The 17,243-nt window shown below is 65.1% G+C and carries 16 protein-coding genes; 7 read left to right on the top strand and 9 right to left on the bottom strand.

The features are described 5' to 3' along the window. The 3 genes from ACLJPY_RS30595 to ACLJPY_RS30585 all read right to left on the bottom strand — a co-directional run bounded on the left by ACLJPY_RS30595 (position 1) and on the right by ACLJPY_RS30585 (position 2,541). Entirely contained in the window at positions 1 to 771 is a 771-nt protein-coding gene (locus ACLJPY_RS30595; protein WP_410593638.1) for a hypothetical protein, read from the bottom strand. Positions 772 to 839: 68 nt separating this feature from the next. Next, positions 840 to 1,412: a hypothetical protein gene (locus ACLJPY_RS30590; RefSeq protein ID WP_410593637.1), complete on the bottom strand. Its 573-nt coding sequence runs from the start codon at positions 1,410 to 1,412 to the stop codon at positions 840 to 842. A gap of 148 nt (positions 1,413 to 1,560) precedes the next feature. Continuing rightward, the gene (locus ACLJPY_RS30585) at positions 1,561 to 2,541 is read right to left on the bottom strand and encodes a radical SAM protein (RefSeq protein ID WP_410593636.1); all 981 of its coding nucleotides are present in this window, start codon (positions 2,539 to 2,541) and stop codon (positions 1,561 to 1,563) included. Between the two features lie 751 nt (positions 2,542 to 3,292). Between ACLJPY_RS30585 and ACLJPY_RS30580 the strand changes: the two genes are divergently transcribed. The 5 genes from ACLJPY_RS30580 (at position 3,293) to ACLJPY_RS30560 (ending at position 8,286) form a co-directional block, all read left to right on the top strand. Next, on the top strand, positions 3,293 to 3,787 hold the full coding sequence (locus ACLJPY_RS30580) for a hypothetical protein (protein WP_410593635.1): 495 nt from the start codon (positions 3,293 to 3,295) through the stop codon (positions 3,785 to 3,787). Positions 3,788 to 4,722: 935 nt separating this feature from the next. Next, entirely contained in the window at positions 4,723 to 4,863 is a 141-nt protein-coding gene (locus tag ACLJPY_RS30575) for a hypothetical protein (protein WP_410593633.1), read from the top strand. Between the two features lie 285 nt (positions 4,864 to 5,148). Next, positions 5,149 to 5,475, top strand: coding sequence for a helix-turn-helix domain-containing protein (locus ACLJPY_RS30570; protein ID WP_410593632.1), 327 nt, complete (start codon positions 5,149 to 5,151; stop codon positions 5,473 to 5,475). Positions 5,476 to 5,996: 521 nt separating this feature from the next. Further along, positions 5,997 to 6,989 (top strand): SAM-dependent methyltransferase, encoded by a 993-nt coding sequence (locus tag ACLJPY_RS30565; RefSeq protein WP_410593630.1) that lies wholly within the window; start codon positions 5,997 to 5,999, stop codon positions 6,987 to 6,989. A gap of 931 nt (positions 6,990 to 7,920) precedes the next feature. After that, positions 7,921 to 8,286, top strand: a complete 366-nt coding sequence (locus ACLJPY_RS30560; protein ID WP_410594056.1) for a trypsin-like serine protease — start codon at positions 7,921 to 7,923, stop codon at positions 8,284 to 8,286. Positions 8,287 to 8,572: 286 nt separating this feature from the next. Here the strand turns inward: ACLJPY_RS30560 and ACLJPY_RS30555 are convergent, their stop codons facing one another. Then, a complete protein-coding gene (locus ACLJPY_RS30555; RefSeq protein WP_410593629.1) occupies positions 8,573 to 9,778 on the bottom strand; it encodes an inositol monophosphatase family protein in 1,206 nt (401 codons plus the stop codon). A gap of 360 nt (positions 9,779 to 10,138) precedes the next feature. Here ACLJPY_RS30555 and ACLJPY_RS30550 point away from each other — a divergent pair, with 360 nt between their 5' ends. Beyond that, positions 10,139 to 10,825: an HAD family hydrolase gene (locus ACLJPY_RS30550; protein WP_410594054.1), complete on the top strand. Its 687-nt coding sequence runs from the start codon at positions 10,139 to 10,141 to the stop codon at positions 10,823 to 10,825. Here ACLJPY_RS30550 and ACLJPY_RS30545 read toward each other — a convergent pair whose 3' ends face one another. From ACLJPY_RS30545 to ACLJPY_RS30530, 4 genes are all read right to left on the bottom strand, one after another. After that, the gene (locus ACLJPY_RS30545) at positions 10,826 to 12,235 is read right to left on the bottom strand and encodes a helix-turn-helix domain-containing protein (RefSeq protein WP_410593628.1); all 1,410 of its coding nucleotides are present in this window, start codon (positions 12,233 to 12,235) and stop codon (positions 10,826 to 10,828) included. It lies immediately after the preceding gene. A gap of 247 nt (positions 12,236 to 12,482) precedes the next feature. Continuing rightward, on the bottom strand, positions 12,483 to 12,722 hold the full coding sequence (locus ACLJPY_RS30540) for a DUF397 domain-containing protein (protein ID WP_103349814.1): 240 nt from the start codon (positions 12,720 to 12,722) through the stop codon (positions 12,483 to 12,485). Positions 12,723 to 12,762: 40 nt separating this feature from the next. Then, the gene (locus tag ACLJPY_RS30535; protein ID WP_410593626.1) at positions 12,763 to 13,581 is read right to left on the bottom strand and encodes a helix-turn-helix domain-containing protein; all 819 of its coding nucleotides are present in this window, start codon (positions 13,579 to 13,581) and stop codon (positions 12,763 to 12,765) included. 683 nt (positions 13,582 to 14,264) lie between these two features. Then, the gene (locus ACLJPY_RS30530) at positions 14,265 to 14,474 is read right to left on the bottom strand and encodes a hypothetical protein (protein WP_410593624.1); all 210 of its coding nucleotides are present in this window, start codon (positions 14,472 to 14,474) and stop codon (positions 14,265 to 14,267) included. 885 nt (positions 14,475 to 15,359) lie between these two features. Here ACLJPY_RS30530 and ACLJPY_RS30525 point away from each other — a divergent pair. Next, positions 15,360 to 16,451 carry an RNA polymerase sigma factor gene (locus ACLJPY_RS30525; protein WP_410593623.1) on the top strand — a complete coding sequence of 364 codons (1,092 nt, stop codon included), beginning with the start codon at positions 15,360 to 15,362 and terminating at the stop codon, positions 16,449 to 16,451. Positions 16,452 to 16,540: 89 nt separating this feature from the next. Here the strand turns inward: ACLJPY_RS30525 and ACLJPY_RS30520 are convergent, their stop codons facing one another. After that, positions 16,541 to 17,179 carry a prepilin peptidase gene (locus ACLJPY_RS30520; protein ID WP_410593622.1) on the bottom strand — a complete coding sequence of 213 codons (639 nt, stop codon included), beginning with the start codon at positions 17,177 to 17,179 and terminating at the stop codon, positions 16,541 to 16,543. Between the last annotated feature and the right edge of the window lie 64 nt (positions 17,180 to 17,243).

Here is a 17,243-nt window from a genome sequence, read left to right as displayed (position 1 = left end):
TCACAGCAGGTCGGTGAAGGTGCGGTGGCCGAGCCAGGAGAATGCTCCGTCAAGTCCGGTGGCGAGCATCTGGTTGACGTTGAGGGTGCCGTTCCAGCTGACGTGGCCGGTCGCGCGCAGGGCGACCAGAGCGGTCGAGAGGCTATGGCGGAGATTGAGGACGCTGATGCGCTCGCGAGCCTCGTCGGAGTGCCGTTCGAGGTAGGCGTGGTGCAGGGCGGTCATGGAGGTGCCGCGCAGCTCGGGTTGGGTGACGTCGAGGTTCAGCTCGGCGCAGACGTCGACGAGCCGACGGGACGTGCAGGTCAGAACGTGGTCGGTATCGTAGCGGGTGTCGATGACCCGGCGGTCGGCGAGCGCGTCGGTGCGGCGGTCCAGCCAGCGTGCCCGGGCTGCGGCGATATCCGGTAACGGGGTGACGCTGGCGTTGGTCAGGACACCCAGGTCGCTGGTGAACTGGTGGCCGGTCACGCGGTCTGCGGACGCGAAGGCGGTGCGGACTGCGGCGTTGGCCGAGGCCAGCAGTTCGGCGGTCTCTTCAGGGTCTTCGAGATAGACGCTGGTGAAGGAGAACGGGAGGTCCGCCAGATTCGTAGTAGTCGTGCCACAGGGGATCGCGGCATAGATGACCGAGTAGCAGAACGGCTTGTTCCCGTTCTTGATTTGGTAATTCTTGGTCCACTCGACGTCGATGGATGCCCACAGCGTCGTCCCTGCGGGACGACGGGGTGCCCGGCCCTTCCTGCCCGCGATGTTGGTGCTGACAATCACGTCCGCTCCTTCGCGGTGTCGAGGTGGTGGCCCGGCCATTGTGCTGCCAGGCCACCACCACGGGCCAATCAGGGGGCCGGGATAGCTGGAGGCACGGTGGCGAGGTGGTCGAGTTGGTCCCAGGCCGCACTCAGGACCAGCTCGTCGAGGTCGATCGTGCTGGTCCAGTCGTATCTGCCGGCGGCTCGGGCCGCTATCAAGGCAATCGCCAAGGTCCGCGTCAGCGCGCGCTGAGCTGTGTCAGCAGGCGAGGCACGGCTGTCCGGATCGGTGACCGAGCTGGCCTTCAGCGCGACACGATCGCAGATGGCGGTCAAGTCGCTCTCCGCCGCCTGGCCGACGTCGTGGGCAGTGTCGAGCATCCGAGCCGTGCCACGCCCCTTCACCGATCGGTTCGCCCAGTGCTGGCGCACTGTGTCGACGCCGGGCAACCGTCGTTGGTGACTCGCGAAGCTGGCCAGCCTCGCGAGGTCGGGATCGAGGTTGTGTCCGGCGAGCGTCTTGGCCTGCCGACGGCAGGCCACGAAGATGTTGTCCAGTCGGTGCACCAACTCGGTCGGTGAGTCCGGTTCCTGTCTGCTCAGCACCTCGAAGCCGAAGTTGAGGTGCCGGCCGTCCAGGCTGAGGGTGCGAGTGCTCACCGTGGTCAAGTAGACAGCGCACGCCCAGACGGGGAGATGGATGTCGCCGGTCCAACCCATTGCGAGAGCCGCGAGAATAGGCCGGTCTTTCCCGAACGGGCGTTGCCCGGCACCGAACGGTGTCGTCGGCCGGGTGATGTTGCTGGTGCTACGCATCACTGCCGCCGCGTGGCGTGGTGTGGATGCTGGTGCCGAGGTACTTCGAAACGTGGTTGCGTTTGAATCGGTAGCGATTCCAGATCTCGCTGACCGGTTCCTCCAGCACGTTTCCCAGCGGCTCGAACAGGTCGGGTGCGTCGTAGACGGGCCAGGCGTTGGCCTTGCCGGTCGGCTCGATGCAGATCATGTGCCCTTCGGTCTCCGGCGTCCATGCGGTCAGTCGCAGCGCCGGCCGCCACGCGAAGGTCGATGCGAGCCCGACCAGCTCGTTGAACTTCGCTTCGGCCTCGGTATTACTGATGAACTCGTGCTCGTCGAGGTCGAGGGCATTGCCCTTGCGCAGCGGCATGATGAGCTTGAGCTTGCCTGCGTCGAGGGTGTCGGCGATCTGGTAGGTGAACGGTAGGCCATGCAGATCCGACCGCAGCACGACGCACGAGAGCGAGAGTGGGAGCCCGTGCTCCTGGAATATGCGGATACCGGCCATGACCTTGTCGTAGTCACCGCGGACTCGTTGGGTGATCGAGCGTGGTCCTTCCAGGCCAACGTTGACGTAGGCGACCTTGCCGGCGAGCCGCTTGGCGTGCTGTAACGCTCGGGTGGCGTTCGTCGGGATGCCGAGGATGAAGTCGTCGGAGTACATGCCAACCACATCGCCGAAATCCCTGCGCATCAGGGGTTCTCCGCCGGAAAGGAACACTCGCTTGACGCCGGCCAGGTTGGTGCGCATGGTGTCGAGCTGACCGAGCGTGGGATCAGGCAACTGCAGGATTTCCGAGCAGAAATCGCAGTCGAAGTCGCAACGCTTGGTCACCTGCAGGATGACCGAGAGTGGAGCATGAAGGCTCCCGACGAGATCATCGACGGAAGTACCACCGTTCAGTTGGAAATGATGCCCCTGCGTGAAAACTACCGGACCGGACGGCGCTGAAGGGCGCGACATCACAGTGGGCATTCCAAGTTCGGTCACGCTGACTCCTCTTGTATCCAAGTTAGGGCGTCAGAGCCGCTTGCTCTGGCAGCCCCTCGTCGATCGAACCTTGAGGGTCAGCGGAGGGGCTACCGCCCAGAGACCGTCCACGAACCGTCCGTATTCAAGCGAACGTCGCGTCCGGCCGCTCCAGCTCCTACCTTCGGGTGAAGGCCAGCGGGCCGCTCGGAGGAGGACGTTGTGGAGACACGTCGATCGTCGACAGCACAGCGCCGAATATTTCCCGGCCTGACTGGCGACGGCCCGTCTCTCAACAGTTCATGCCACACGCAATCACAGCGCTAAAGCGGAAAACAACGTATGATGCGGAGCTTCGATCCGGTCGGCAAAGGCTTCGTACTCGCGGTTTCGCTGGCCAATACCTCACCCGCCCCGAAGAAGGCTGCCTCAAGACTGGCTATGTGACGATCCGTCCTACTTACCCGTACGTCGCTGTCTTGGCACCTGAGGGGCCGATCCGAGAACCGCGGACTGCTTCAAGGACGCCCAGTGGGCGGGTTGTGGACGGTACCTCGCGACGATCTTGACGAGTTGACTATGCGTCTTGGTTCACCACTTCATAGGAAGTCTCCACATGCCGAACATACAGCAAGCTCGACCTTTGAATGGGCGAAAGTATTGCGTGACGCTGTACCGCAGGTGGCTGGCGGAGTACTTCGCACTTGCACTCGGGACGCAGCCCGCAGGTTTGCCTGCATCGACTAGCTGACCACAACTCTGGACCATTTTGATGACTGGATCCGAACGATCGCCAGATCAGCCGGGCGCACCGCCGATCAAACTGCTCAGCCTGATCACCGATGCGTACACGGCTGCGTTGATTCGGCTTGCCTATGCCGAGCGTGACCGGCATGACTGGACGTCATACAGGCAGCTCGGCTACGACCTGGTCGGAACCGGAGCGCGGGTCCTCGTCCACTCCTACGCGCGTCGCGACCAGTCGGCCGGTGACCCTCGGGAGGTTGCGGCGGAGGTGGCCGATGAGTTACGGACCACCCTCCGCCTGGCCGAACAGGTGGCGGACAACCCGACGAAGGCCGATTCGATGGCGATGGATATCGAGGCATTGGCCGAGGATTGCGCTCAGGCCGCCGGGCGGCTGTACCGACTTTCGGCGGGGTTGTCCCCCGCGGTCATCGCCGAGGTCAACCCGCTCGGCGCGAACCACGACGACACCACCGACGACGAGGACGGCGGCGGACGTTCGGACGGTGACCCCACATGAGGGACTGCACCGAAGCTCAGGCCGATCAGCGGCATGCGAATCCAAGAGCCAGCCGGAAGAAGACGGGAGCTGCTCTCACGGCCACGCCGAGTACGAGTAAGCGACCGGCCCAACCGTCCGTCTCGAAGCGTAATCACCGCTGGGAGCGAGGGGCCTTGTCATGATCACGGCCTTAGCCAGTCGACCGAGCGCGACCGTTCTGCGGTCGCCGTCCAGCAACTATCCGCGGATCCACCGCGTCCATGGCGCTACGTTCGACGTCACCGGTGTGCTCGCACCCGCGTGCGCGTCAGCGGAGTCCCGCCGCGACGCCATCGATGCTGCGCGATCCCGCTGCCCTCGCTACCGCGACACCTCAGCCGCTGTGACTTGCGAGAAACCTCGATGCAGCGAGGGCAACGCCGGTGCCGAGCCGCCAGGCGATGCGACCGAGTCTGCGGCTACCGCGGAGCCGTCATGCCAGTGACCGACGGCGCGAGACCCGAGACCTACTGGTGGAGCACCGCACGCGCGCGCCCGCTGCACGACTATCTCGACGCGCGCACACCCACGGCCCGACTGCGGCATTGGCCAACTCGCGATCCCGACCCCCCGCACACCATCTCCCCGCTCCAGGAAGCCTTGGTTGATCCTGATGACCACGACCGATACCGGCGAGCCAGCCATCGCCGCCGTGGGCACGGAACTACAGCAGCGACGAGAAAGTCGCGGCTGGTCCTACCCTGCGCTCGCCGCGTGGTCCGGAAACCAGGCGAAGGCGCGAGCACTGATCACGCGGGAGGAGGCGACCCCATCGATTATCCCGCCTCCAGCTCGCCGACGCCGGCCTGTTCGACCCGGTTGCGGTCCTCCGAGCGGCCGGTACGTGCTCGAACGCCGCATCGCCTGGGACGCGCGGATGTTCATATCGGTTGGCGGAAACCGATCGGGACCACATGTTGGAGGCGCTGGCCAATCACGCGATTCAGCTGCGGTGTGTGGAGCGGCTGACGAAGCGTCTCGAGTGGAAAGAAGACTACAAGGCCGATCCGGACGGGGCGAAGGCGGACGAGGCCGGGGAAGGGGAAGTGCGGTGATGGACGTCCGGATCGGTCCGGGACCTCGGCCGCTGGCGGTGTGGCTGCCTATCCTGCCGGAACTGCGGCTGGGAACGTGGCTGAACAGGGCGTGCGCTATTCACGGGTGGTCGCATCTGGAGCTTTCGCGGCGGTCCGGGGTGTCAGTGGACACGATCTACGCGATTGCTTGCGAGCATCGCCGATCGTGGTCGCTGCTGCATATGGCGGCGTTGGCCGATGCCTTCGGGGTGGACCGCGCGGTGCCTGCGGTGTTGGCGCTACGGGAGTTCGAGAGGGGTCACGGTGGCGGGTAAGGCGACGTCATCGGCTTTGCTGAGGGCGTGTGCGGACTGGGTGGTCCTCGGCGGGCCGGAGGAGCCGGTGCCGGTGCCCAATACGCGGATGGTCGGTGGCTGGATCCGATGGCGCCGCAAACGCGCGTACCTCCCGCTGAAGGTTGCGGCCAGGCGGATCGGGTTGTCGGCGGGCACGCTGGGAGCCTTGGAGACTGGCCGGCGGGCGCTGACTCAGGTGGAGACCGCGGTGAAGATCGCGGACGGGTTGGGTGTGTCGCGCGAGGAGATGGTGATCCGCGCGGTGTGGGACTTCCGCAGGCCGGAGGACCAGTGAACGGAATGCCGGTGGGGCGGCTGGTTACGGGAGCAACGTCAGGAACAGGGCGAGCGCGCGGACACGATAGTCCCAGCGAGCGCGGATCTCTAAGTCACACCTGTGGGGCTTGGAGAACGGGTACCGGGACCTGCGGGACGCGCGGCAGATCCTGCGTCTGGCGGACGCGCTCGGAGTGTCGTCGTCGGCGTGTCGCTACGCGTCGTCGCGGAGGTCGAACGGGAGGACGTCAAAACCTACAGTCGCTGACCAATTCCGCTAACTAAGAATCGACAAATTCGCACGTAGGGACGTGTGATGGAGGGACCCGAACCTCGCCGTGGACTTCGCCGCCGCTCGGCTCGACGCGCTACGCCCCGTGGCCCGCTGGGCACGGAGACGAGCTGCGAGCTGGCGAAGCACCGTTTTCTGGCTCGGGCCGTCGACCTCGCGAACCTCGCGGATCGATGCCGCCTGAGTATCGCGCACACAACCATCCAGCTTTCCACTGAGGCACCAGTACACCAATGACATCAACAAAAGTGACACCGCACACCACTAGCCACCAGCCCGCTGACCGTGCGCCGTGGTGGCGCCCCTGTGGAGTTGACCAGGGCCGGATCAACCTCGCTTACCTGTTCGATGCCTTCCGCGAAGCCAAAAACAGCGACGGTCGCTCCGTCGCGTCCGTCAAGTTCGCTCATATCAATGAACGCGATGCCGCCCGTCGAATGACCGCCCGTGTGCACGACGCAGGATTCGTGTTCCGCTCCGAGCGCGCGTTCCTCGACCGCGTCGCCGCCTACCTCGTCGCCCACCAGTCCGTCAGCGCCATCGTGGTCGCCGGCGCCGGGCTGCCCCACATCGCCGGTGACGACGACCTGCACTCCCACGTCCGCCGTGGCGAGGCGAACAACCGCAACCGCACCCAACACACCACCCGCGCCAGCGTGATCTACGTCGAACGTGACCCGCTCACCCTCGCCGAGCTACGCACGATCGCCGACGACGACAACGGCGTCTACGTCGTCGACGCCGATCCCTGGGACCCGGCTGCGATGTGGAATGCCCTCTACAATACTAGTAGCGAAAACCCGGGAATGGTCTCGTTCTGCCACGACCACGTGGCATTGCTGCTAGGCGGGGTGATGTCCTTCCATGGCGGCAGCCGTACCGACGTCGCGCACGTTGTGCAGGGCCATCTCGCACGGCTGCCTGACGGCGGGTTCCTGGCCATGACGCACCTGCTGCTGCCCGAACACCCCGACCTCGCTGCCCAGGCTCGTGAATTCGAAGAGGCGTTGCAGTTTCACGGTCCCGGCACCGGAAGTCTAGCCACCCGCCACGAAATCGAGACGATGATCGAGGGCACGGTCGAGCTGCCACCCGGCATCGTCCCGGCGTTCACCTGGTATCCCGACGGGCCACTCACCGACCCGCCGGTCTGCGGCAGCTTCACCGCCGCCGTCCTCGCCCAGAAACCCGCACCAGACAGCGACTTACCGGAACCTCCTTGGCGACCGACAGATACTTAGATTCTCGACCGTCCGTATCCCGATAAGGCGAATGATCAGAAAACCCGAACCGATGCCGTCACACGAATACCTATCCGTCGGCATCGGCCGGACTCGACCAGCCACCCGGGGTTGGCCTTTCAGCTCCCGTGCACCTGCGAAGTCAAGAAGTCGGCCTCCTTGGTTCGCGGGAATCCGTGGTGCCTGGCTACGCACAAACCAGTCCTCGTGCGTGGCCAGGCATCCACGCCGCACCCGGCGCGTCGCATCTGCGCGACAGCACTTGTAAGTAGTACCGAGAAAGGATCTTTCTCCTCGTGCGCTTCAGAACAACACTCACGACTGCCTTGGCGCTTCTTCCCATGCTGGTCGGGGTCTCCGCCGCGACCGCTGCAGACACCGCACCACCGCCAGCCGCCACAGCCTCCCCACGAATCATCGGCGGCGCCCCGGCACCGGTCGCCTACGCCGGTGCGGGGTCTCTGCAGCTGCTCGATCACGACGACCCGAACTGGCACTCCTGCGGCGTCACCCTGCTCGCTCAGGGCTACGACGAGGGCGGCGTCCCCGCCTCGGTAGCGGTCTCAGCTGGTCATTGCCTCAGCAACGCGCCCGGCCCCGAAGTGCAAGCGCGAATGACCCCGGCCGCGAAGAAGATCTTCACCAGCTTCCGCACCGACCTGCGCGACCCGGCCATCGACCGGGGAAATCCCGCGATCTACCACGCCCGGTTCGGGTCCACGAACCGACTCCAAGGCGGTGTCGTACGCACCGGGGCAAAAATTGCGGTACCACTAGCTTGCCTGGGCCTGGGGCATGCCGGACAAGGACGGCAAGATCTGGGACCTCGCCCTCATCCGGTTCAACGGTCACGTCAATGGTGTCCGGCCCGCCCGCATTGCCCCCGCGTGGCCGTGGCAACCCGCGCTGGTGATCGGCTGGGGGCTGACCACTGACCCGGCCGCCTGGACCGGTCCGGCACCGGCTCAGCTCAGCCAGCTCGACGTCCCGCTTCTACGCACCGCCAAGTGCAGCCCTGGCGCTTATCGGTGCCGGCGAGCTGTGCGCCGGGGTCCCGTCCACCGGCGGCGGCGTCTGCAACGGTGACTCCGGCTCCGGGCTGCTTCAGCGTCACGGTGGCGACTGGTACTTGCTGGGGGACGCGTCCCGCACCATCGCTGAGTTCTGCGGCAGCGCCGCCATCTACACCAACCTCAAAAGCTACGAATGGTGGATCAACCAGCAGATTCACCAGCTGCTGCCCGGCGCGCCTCCCGCCACCAGGCACTCCGCTTTGGCCGCCACAGCCACCAGCTGACCCCGGCCCCCGGATCGGTGTGGCCGTGGCGCACCTCGACGCCGCGGCCACACCGATCCGACCTGACGGGTCCGGGGACGTCTAGATCGGCAACCAGCACAGGAAGCCCCTCGTCCATGCCGAACGACTCCGGACCCGACACCGCTGTGTCCCGATCGCCGCCGCACACCACGACAGCGAGCCGAAAGGTCCTGGCTCCCCCCATGCCTTCCAGCACGCCACCCGTCGATGCGCCCAGGCTGCCTGCCGCAACGTTGACGGCACGAACCTCGCGGATCTCCAGCTGTCACACAGCCGCGCCTCGACTCGACGCATCCCGCCATCGCAGCTGCCCTTCGACCAGGTACGCCTCTACATCGTCCGCCGAGCTTTCTTCTGCCTGCCATGCAACGCGACCACTAGCTTCGATCGCATAACGCCCGCGCTGAATCGCACCGAAGAGGAACGCCCCCGCTGCACCACGCGGGCGTTGGAGGATCCAGGTGGGGAACTGAGCCACGGGCAGTTCTTGCTCGATCCAAGTCTGGGCATCGGGCAATGAGTTGAACTCCCCCTCGGCCAGCGTGTCTGCGGTGTCGTCGTCACCGAGACCCACACCGATCGTCGCCAAGAAGGCCGTGGCGCCGACGATGCGTTTTCCTGCAGGCCGCGCAGTCGCGGCTGTCTCGCCTTCGGTCGTTGAGATCGGCCAGTATCGAGTACCGCGAAGGATGCGCAGAAGAGGGAGCAGCGTGTCCGCCAAGCTGGGGGCCACCGCAACGGTACAACGCGAACTCGTGTTGTGCTCGCTACCGTCCGCGTCAACGACGAGCGCGCCGGCTTCCCGGGCGATGATCGCTCCAGCCGCCGTGTCCCAGCTGCGGTTGCCAAGCGTGAGACTGGCGTCGAGAGTGCCATCTGCGACCCAGACCAGCTCGAGCGCCGATGACCCAAGTCGTCGAACTCGTTGTGCGCGTCGAGAAAGTGCCTGGTCCAACCTGGCGGACGCCCTCGTTCGCGCTACACCTCCCTCTCCTGATCCGTAATCACTAAGAGAAATCAGTGCTTCCTCGAGGGTTTTCGTGCGAGAGACGGCTATCGGGTCGCCGTCTCGGAAGGCCCCCTGGCCGATCGTAGCCCAGTACCGGTGGTGGAGGAACGGCGCGTCAATGACGCCGAGAAGGGGTTGGTCCGCGTGGACGAGCCCGAGAGCCACCGCGCACAACGGGACCCCGTGGACGAAGTTGGCAGTCCCGTCAACGGGATCGAGGACCCAGTACACGTCCGGGTTGCCGGTCGCCCCGGTTTCCTCGCCGACGAAGCCGACGTCCGGTGTCTGATCCTGAAGGTGGTCTCGTACGAAGCATTCGATGGCTAGCTCGACGTCGGTCACCAGATCGCGATCGCCCTTGGCCCGAACTTCGCCGGCTTGTTCGCGCATCAGGATGTTGATCGCCTTATCCATAGCGCCGAGCGCAACGTCAAGCAGGCGTGCCGCGTCGAACGTACTCATCACGAGCCCGATTGCCCTTCTGGCGAGAGGGTGGTCCCAGGTGGAATACGGGGCGTCCTGCGTCGTCGTTGGAGTTGGGCAACCGGCTGCGGCGAGGTCGAGGGGCGTCCCTCGCCGCAGCCGGTGCGTTCATGAGAGCGTGACCAGGTCGACGCGCACGACTGCAGGCCACGAAGGCCGAGGGCCTTGCGTGCCCGATACAACAAACATCTTCTATAACGTTGAGTGCATGAGCCGAGACGCATAGTCAACTCGCCAGCGTCGGCACGAGGTACCGTCCACAACACGTCCGCTGGACGACCGCAGGGCAGCCTCCCGAGCATTGGCGCAACCACATCGGGCACCATGGCAGTGACCGTCATGCTGGGCAGGAAGGATCTTCACGTGGCAAGGATCAATGCGGTCTTCTTCGACGTGGGCGAGATACTGGTCGACGAAACCCGCGAGTACGGAACCTGGGCTGACTGGCTTGGAGTGCCTCGTCACACGTTCTCGGCTGTTTTCGGCGCCGTGATTGCTCAGGGGAAGGACTACCGAGAGACCTTCCAGGTCTTCAAGCCTGGTTTCGACCTCGCCGTGGAACGCGAGCGACGGGCCGCTGCGGGCCAGCCGGAGACCTTCGCCGAGGAGAACCTGTACAGCGATGTGCGGCCGTGCCTGCGGGAGCTCCAGGAGTCCGGCCTTCGGGTCGGCCTGGCCGGAAACCAAACCGCACGGGCGGAAGAGATCCTCAAAGCGCTAGAACTGCCGGTCGACGTCATCGGTACTTCCGACGGTTGGGGCGTTGAGAAGCCATCGCCCGGATTCTTCGATCGGGTCATCGAGGAGGCCGGGGTCCCAGCGAGTTCGGTGCTGTACGTCGGCGATCGGTTAGACAACGACGTCCGGCCGGCCCAGGAGGCCGGCATCTCGACTGCGCTCGTCCGCCGCGGACCGTGGGGACACATCCTCCGAATGCCCGAGATTGAGGAGCGCTGCCTGTTCCAGCTGACGAGCCTCGCTGAACTACCTGCGCGCGTTGACGCCCACAACGCCGAGTGCAGCTGATCAAGCCTTGGCGACCAGCCCGGTCATTGCTCGGACTCGTTCATCGAGCTCGTCGACGTAGGGCGTAGCGCTCAGAGCCGCACGAACTTCGGGCACGCGTTGGAGCGCGGTGCTGTAAGGAGCCTTACTGACCAGGTCGCATGCTTGTCGGACGGTTGCGACGGCGCGTTCGGGATCGATCGATGCCTGCGCCGCGGCGAGGTCGAACAGCAGGACGGCCCTCTGTTTCATGGCGCTCTCGGAGAGGCTGTCCAACGCGCTCTGGAGTCGGCCTGCTGCCTCGCGGGTTCGGCCTGCCAGCAGCAAGGCGTTGCCGGCGAAGCCGTCGAGTCGAGAGGTGTCGAAAAAGTCGAGCCAGCCGGGGTCGGCTCCGGCGCTCGCCAGCGCATCCTCGGCAGAACGGACACGAGTAAGGCTGATACTCGACTGGCCAACGCGGGCGGATACCTCGGCGTCGACGCAGTGCAGCCACGACCGCAGCAGCGGCCCCGCCCCGTACCGTGCGTGAGCATGAGCGGCCGACAGGTAGTCGCGGGCGGGCTGTTCCTGTCCAGCGAAGCCTGGGACGAACGCTCGGTGCGCCAGTACCGCAGCCGCTAAGGGGTGATCCAGCGAGCTGGCAGACGCGTCCTCGGCAAGCTGGAAGAACGGTTCGGCCGCGTCTTCTTGGCCCAGGTCGAAAAACAGTAGTCGGGAAACGAGGAGCGCGGACTCGGCGACGGCAGAAGCTAGCCGACGAGCATGCGGCGAGTCTGCTTCCGAAGTCGACTTGATCAAGCTTTCGCCGAGGCGAGCATGAGCTGTAACCGAGGGCAGAAGTTCAACTGCAGCGCTCGTCCAGTACAAGTCACGATGAGAGGCGGTGATCGCAGCGAACGCGTCGACTGCTCGCGAATCCAACTGCGTCCGTTGGTTACGGGCAAGCGCTTCGACACCGTCGGGCATCGAGATGTCGTTCGAGAGCAGTGCTGCGAGGCTCGCCCCGAGCAGGCCCTTCAAGAACACCGGCCGGCTGAACTCAGCGTTGCCGCCCAGCAGCACCATTATCACCTTCTTCACGACAGCGTCGATGAATTGCTCGTTGACGAGCATGTTGGCCGTAGGCGCAGGCACCGCCGGATCTGCAGGGTACAGTGCCATCTCCGTGGCTGAGAGCAGGCCGAGCTCGCTGGCCGGTAGCCCGAAGACCAGCACGAGGTGCTTCTGGTAGCGCGGGTCGGGCTTGCGGTCGCCGGTTTCCCAACGTCGCACGGTGTCGGCGTTTAGGCCGCACTCGCCTTCATGGGCCTGCTCCAGGCTCCGCTTGATCTGTTCGACGACTTCTTCTTGGCTCCAACCACGCTGAAGCCGTTGCCATCGCAGCCGCGTGTTTGGAGGGTGCTTCGGCGCCGATGTTCGACGTGTACCCACTGCACCAACCTCCGATCGACTTGGTGATCCGGTTCTGCCCGAGGGTAGGAGCTGACGTAACCGAGCGCGACGTTGGCGGGAACATGGGCGGGTAGCGGACGGGTTCTGGACGGTAGTCCTTCGCCCGTGGTGGGGGTTCGATCAATCTTGGACCGCTACCAGCGCAAACGCAGGGATACCGAAGACTGTGACTGAAGACAACCGGGTGCTGGCCTGCGGGCGGCGATGGGATCGCCGCCCGGGCGCACTACTGGTTCTTCGGCAGGTTGAAGCTCCCGGCCGCGGCTCCGCCGAGGAACGCCTCCCACTCCCCGAAATCGAAGACCAGTACGTGGCCGTCCGGGTTCCGGCTGTCTCGCAACCCGACGGCGTTGCTGCTGAACGACACCTCGACGCATTGGTTGTCCGGAGGGTTGCTCAGGGGCGACTTCTGCCATTTGGTGAAGTTGGTGTCGAGGTGGCGCTTGTTTGCGTCCTGGATGTTCATCTGCTTCCTCGTGCCCTTTCGATCTCAAGTCGCAGGTCAGCTACAACGACGCGGCGATCTCCAGCAAGGTCCGTCGCGTCTGCTCGGGCCCGCTGGCCGCGGCCCGCTGGTGGTCCCAGAGAGTCAGGTACCGCGCCGTCCTCTTGCTGTTCTCGACGTACTCCCCGCCGTCATGCTGCTCCAGGTAGATGATGTCAACCGCCGGCTTCGTGTCATAGCCGAAGATCGTGTAGTCGTGGCCTTGCCCCATGTAGTAGCCGACGCTGAACGGCACGATCTGGAGTTCGACGTTCGGCCTGTCGATGATCTCGACGAGCTTCACGATCTGGGCCTTCATGACCGGACCGCCCTCGGTCCGGCGCAGGGCCGCCTCGTCGATGATGAACCAGAACTCCTGGTCGACGTGGTCCAGTACGGGTTGCCGGGCGATGCGGTCGGCGACGTACTTGTCGATCTCCTCGGGCGACAGCGAGGGCCGCCAGGCCCGCGCGTTCCTTCGCATGTAGTCCTCAGTCTGCAGCAGCCCGGGGACGACCAGGGCCTGGTACGCGAAGTACCGGTTGCAGCTCGGTTCCATGTCGACCAGCAAGCGCAGGTATTGGCGAAACCTGGTACTGAAGGCGCCACGCTTCGTGCGGTGCTTGCTCTCAGCTTGCAAGTCTCGCGTGTAGGCCCGGTCAGCTTCGTTCGCGGCGTACCGATCGAGCAGAGCATTCAGCTCGATCAACTGGATGCCGCTGCCGCCCTCGATGTGAGCGATCTTCTGCTGGGTGCATCCGAGGACACCGGCCGCGTCTTCCTGCGTGACGCCAGCTGCCTCACGTAGACGGGCGAGCTGGTTGCCGAGGACGATCTTCATGACAGCCGGAGGTAGCTCCCGGCGCGGCTGGTTCACGGACTCCTCCACCTCCACAGGGTGTCTGGTTGCATAGCGTATCCGCAATTCACCCGATCGGTCGGCTAGTTAATCTGAGTACACAAGTTACGGTTTAGGCATCGACGCGACAGCACCCCAGGCCAGAGAGGAGCGCAGAGCGATGAGTACACAAGTTAACATCGCAGCTGCGACGGCCGTGGTCGCCCCCAGTGCCATACAAGCCCCCACTGAGACGTTGTGGGGGTCTGGGCTGGCGATCGCAGCGGCGCTCCTTCTCATGGCGGGCTGCGTGGCCGGAGTCGGTGCCGGCTGGTGGTACGTAGGCGAGCGGCGTCGAGTCCGACGCTGCCGTGAACACATACCGCCGAGCCCGCGCCCCGAGGCACCGCTGACGACGGGTCCCACCCTCGCCTCCCAGGGTGTTGATCAACCTGTCGCCCGGTCACGCAGCCCCCGGCACGCAGTGCCGACAAGCCGCTCGACGGCTCGCCGCCGAGCGACCCCGCGTGGCACATCGCCGCAGCGCAGCTTGACTCGCGCTGCCTGAACCCCTGCTCTGTCGAAGGAGGTGGCTCGCCGTGACAACGTCGACCACTCGCACTCCAGTCGCACATTCGGACCTGACTTCCGAAGAACGCTGCAACTCCTATCGCAGCGAATACGGGCTACCAGCCACCGTTGACCGCTCGACGCAGCGCATCCTCATGCCCGTCGGTGGGCTCTTGGGCGCGATCAACATGCCGATCGAACTCGGTCGGCGTGTCCAAGCCGGCCTTCAGGTCCGGATGCTCGCCGGTCCGGTCATTGGACGCGCGCGGACCCAGCGATGGACGTTCATCACCGGCCCCGGCCATGCACTCGACGACGTGGTCCACGCCGACCTTCTTCGGCTGGGAGTGTCGGCCGCTCCCGAAGGCGACAACATCGTCTTGCCATCCCCAGACGACGAGCGACTCGGTCTCTGGTGCTGGGAGTGCGCTCCGAACGCACTGAAGGACTTCCCGCCGCAGACGACAGTGATCGCTACCACGAGGGCCATGGCCTCAGCGGGACGGTGACCGGGTCCACGCCGGCGAACGTCGGCGGCCAAGCCCCTCGATCGCCGGGTGTGCCGATCCGGCGCCGACCTGGATCCGGCACACCGGTTCCCGAAACCGACTCGGCCCGCGTCGAGTAAGGGACGAAAGGACATCGATGATGAGCCGAACGATCTTGCTCTCCCAGTCCCCGCTGGCCCTGTCAACGGTCACCCTGCGAGAGAACGCTTTCGACACCGCGAGGCCTGTCAAGGCGAGTTGCCGTCAACAACCAGGTGACAGGAATGGTGTTGTCGGCCAAGACAGGCTCCCGGCCGCCGTTGCTCGCCGCCACGACTGTCCAACTAGGTCGGCCCGGTGAGTCATGGCCGAGCCACAGCAAGGACCTGAACCACCGCTGTACTGGGGAACCAACCAGCAGGGCGGAACAGCGGATCGCTATGCCGGACGCGTGCACGTCGTCTGGCCCCACAACGAGTTCTACGGCCTGTGCAGCCTTCCAATCGAAGAGATTTGGGAGCAGCGGCCGCCGGTTCCGGACACCCTCTGTCCACTGTGCTGCGTCCGCGCAATGGTCGCCCTGTTCCCAGCCTTCTCCGAGTCTCTGCTGACTCTCCCACCAGGAACGGGCAGACACGAGCTCGCCGATCAACGTCAGCAGGCTCCGCCGGAACGCCCAGAAGAGCAGACCATGTTGATCCCGGCGATCAAGTCCGCGGGCTCATGAAAACTATGAGGAATTGGAGTGCGGTTATGGCCACCAGTCTCGTAGAGGGCTGCAGCGGACAGGTAGGTCAACTCGACTCCTTTGGCAGCCCGCGACGCCAGTGCGGGGACCGTCGCACTCGTCCTCCCCAGCGAGAAGTGGGAGCACCCGAGCTAATCGTCGCAGCCCAGCAGCCACAACCGTCCCAGCCACCAGCTTCCGGTCCGAGGGCTTCTCGCGGAGCTGTCCGGTCGACCTGTGACGTTCATGGTGGTGACGATGCTCGATTGATCCAAGCCGTACGTCGTGGAGACATTGCGGCGTATGGCGGCCTCTACGCACGACACGTGGTCTCAGCTCGTAATCTTGCTCGCCAGCTTTCCCGGACAGCAACCGAAGCCGACGACCTCGTTTCGGAAGCGTTCATCAGGGTCCTCCAAATTCTCCGCGCCGGCGGTGGCCCTGACTCAGCGTTCCGCGCATATCTCCTCGCAGCGCTTCGGCGCACGGCGTACGACAGGACTCGCAAGGAACGCCGCGTGGAACTGTCCGACGACATCACAGAAGCGGTGGATCCCGCCCTTGTCAGCGTCCCCTTCAATGACACCGTGATGACGAGCAGTGAAAGAGTTCTCGCGAAAAGGGCGTTCGTCGGACTGCCCGATCGCTGGCGAAAGGTGCTGTGGCTCACCGAGGTCGAAGGGCGCACACCAGCGGAAGTGGCGCCGAGCCTCGGCCTCACACCCAACGGAGTGTCGGCCCTGGCATACCGAGCTCGGGAAGCTCTCCGTCAGGGCTATCTGCAGGCTCATTTGGCTGCAGCTCAGACGAAGCAGTGCGGACCGACGATCGAGGTGCTCGGCTCTTGGACACGAGATGGCCTGCCCAAGCGGCAGACCGAAGAAGTTGAAACACACCTCGACGCATGCGCACCATGCCGAGCGCTATCCGCAGAACTTGCCGAAATCAACAGTTCCTTCCGTAGCGGTGCAAAGGCGCCTTCGAAGCGTTCCAAGCGCAGCAAGAGCGTCCGCCAGGCCGATGCCCGCCGACAGAGCCTCACGATGGAGACTGGACACCGTCTCCTCACCACGAAGTTGGCGAGCTAGCTAGCAACAGGCCGACCACGGCTCCCCCGATCGGGTTACTGTGCTCCTGCCTCGAAGGATCGTGACGGCGGCCACACCTTCGGCGAACGTCACGTCGGAACGACCGTGATCGTGAGCAACGCACCGAGCAACAGGTACGGCCCCATCGGTACCAGCGAGCCGCGCCGCCTTCGTCGGGCCGCTCGAAGCAGCAGCCACACCAGGGCGGCTACGAACCAGCCGAGGATGGTGGCCGTGACGAGTGCCGACCAGCCCAGCCAGCCGAGCGCGAGTCCGAGCAGGCCGCCCAGCTTCACGTCGCCGGCTCCCAGCCCGCCTCTGGATATGAGCGCGAGCGCGAGGTAGAACACGGCGATGACCGCCATCCCGACCAGCGCACGCAGAAAGTCCGGTCCTCTGGAATGCAGGATGGCCGAGGTCGCGAACAGTACGCCGACGAGGGCGACGCCCGAGTAGACGAGCACGCTCGGTAGCCGTTGCTCGAGAATATCGATCACGCCCAGTGCCACGCCGATCGCGGCGAGAACACTGTAAGGCAGCAAATCGAACAGGTGTCCGAAGCGCCAGGCTAGAGCACCGAAGGCGAGGGCGGTCAGAATCGCAGCCGTGAGCCGCGTCGCGTTGGAGGCGGGCGGAGCTATCGTGACCAGGGAACGAATGCCGAGCGCCAGCGCGGCGCCCACGAGGAACCCCACTCCTGTCCACGCCATGGTGAATGCGGCGAACATCAGAGACGACCGGTCTTAGTTACGTTCGGTAGCCAATTTGCCACCCCTCACCCCCGGAAGCCGC

This window comes from Amycolatopsis sp. lyj-23, assembly GCF_046549135.1.
Lineage (GTDB): Bacteria > Actinomycetota > Actinomycetes > Mycobacteriales > Pseudonocardiaceae > Amycolatopsis.
Note: the sequence above shows the minus strand (reverse complement) of the source record. Positions and strands in the feature narration are given on the sequence as shown.